The organism is Shewanella sp. 11B5 (genome assembly GCF_002836795.1).
Taxonomy (GTDB): Bacteria; Pseudomonadota; Gammaproteobacteria; order Enterobacterales; family Shewanellaceae; genus Shewanella; species Shewanella frigidimarina.
Window position 1 is genome coordinate 1 of the sequence record NZ_PJAP01000085.1, and the last position, 1,347, is coordinate 1,347.

The following is a 1,347-nucleotide window of genomic DNA, read 5'->3' on the forward strand; positions in this document are numbered from 1 at the left end:
CAAGCCTTAGGTGAGGTGGTGGGTATGACCGGCGATGGCATTAATGATGCTCCAGCGTTGGCTCTGGCTAATGTCGGCTTTGCCATAGGCACCGGAACAGACGTGGCGATTGAAAGTGCCGATATAACGCTAATGCGAGGATCGCTTCACGGTTTGGCAGATGCCATCGCGGTGAGTAAAGCTACGTTAGGCAACATTAGGCAAAATCTGGTCGGTGCGTTTATTTACAATATGGCGGGTATTCCGCTCGCTGCAGGGGTGTTATTTCCGGTATTTGGCGTATTGCTTAACCCAGTAGTTGCCGGTGCTGCAATGGCATTTTCATCATTAACCGTGGTGACCAATGCCAATCGTTTACGCTTTTTTACCCCTCAACAACACTAGGAGTGAATGATGCTATTAATTAACTTATTTTGTGTGGCATTGATTGCCCTTATCGTTTGGTGGTTTTGGTTATATAAACCCAAAGCCACCACTCATCAAGCAACAAACGCTATTGTGGTAAAAGACGGCGTTTACTCTCCGGCAAGGATAACTGTGCCGGCCAATACAGCGACACAATTAACCTTTTTACGACAGGACAAAGCCGGTTGCTCTGCCAGTTTGTTATTTCCTGACTTAGACATTAGCGAAGAGCTGCCTATGGACAAATCTGTGGTTATTTCGCTGCCAGCTCTAGCCAAAGGAGAGTATCCGTTTCATTGCCAAATGCAGATGTACAAAGGGGTATTACTAGTTGAGTAATCCTAAATAGCAGCAATGCTCGGCAAGCATCAGGGCAATCTTGATGCTTGCTATTGGGCTACATCAACCTTAAAAAAGAGTATCAACTGACTTTGTAATATGGCGAGTTAACATCTGTTTATTCAAGATGCTTACTTGCGTAATTGGTGATATTCTGACGATTCATTTACTACTGATTTTTCGATGACATCATGATACGACGTTTAATGGATTACTTTCGCTTAGTGTTGTTTATTTGTGGTGTCTTGATTGGTATTCAAGTCCCTGCGTTTGTCGAACAATACGGCCAACGACTTGAAGCTCATCAGCTTGAAGCTAAGCTCAGTTTGGCAGAATTTCAGCGCGATGCGGACCGTTTTTTTGCTGGAGATATCAGTAAACTTATCCGTCACTATCAACAAAATAACGATCCGGTTTTTAGTGCTGGTGGTGAAAGTATTGAGTCAATATACCAACGTTATACATCACTCACCGAAGCGTTGGGTCGTTTTAATCAACACAGTTATAGTCCTTATCAGCAAATAGCATTAGCCCCACAAAAAGACATTCAAGCTGAGGTCTGGCAGGCTTATAACCATGTAATTTTATTGAAACCAGAGGCGA

The 1,347-nt window shown here is 43.6% G+C and carries 3 protein-coding genes; all 3 read left to right on the forward strand.

Annotated features, from left to right (window positions below; genetic code table 11):
* A partial coding sequence (locus tag CXF78_RS00700; RefSeq protein WP_145991280.1) for an HAD-IC family P-type ATPase occupies nucleotides 1-384 on the forward strand: 384 nt, incomplete at its 5' end.
* 9 nt (nucleotides 385-393) lie between these two features.
* On the forward strand, nucleotides 394-744 hold the full coding sequence (locus CXF78_RS00705) for a cupredoxin domain-containing protein (RefSeq protein ID WP_102035703.1): 351 nt from the start codon (nucleotides 394-396) through the stop codon (nucleotides 742-744).
* A gap of 191 nt (nucleotides 745-935) precedes the next feature.
* Nucleotides 936-1,347, forward strand: a 412-nt coding sequence (locus CXF78_RS00710; protein ID WP_102035704.1) for a DUF2937 family protein, incomplete at its 3' end; no start/stop codon positions are given.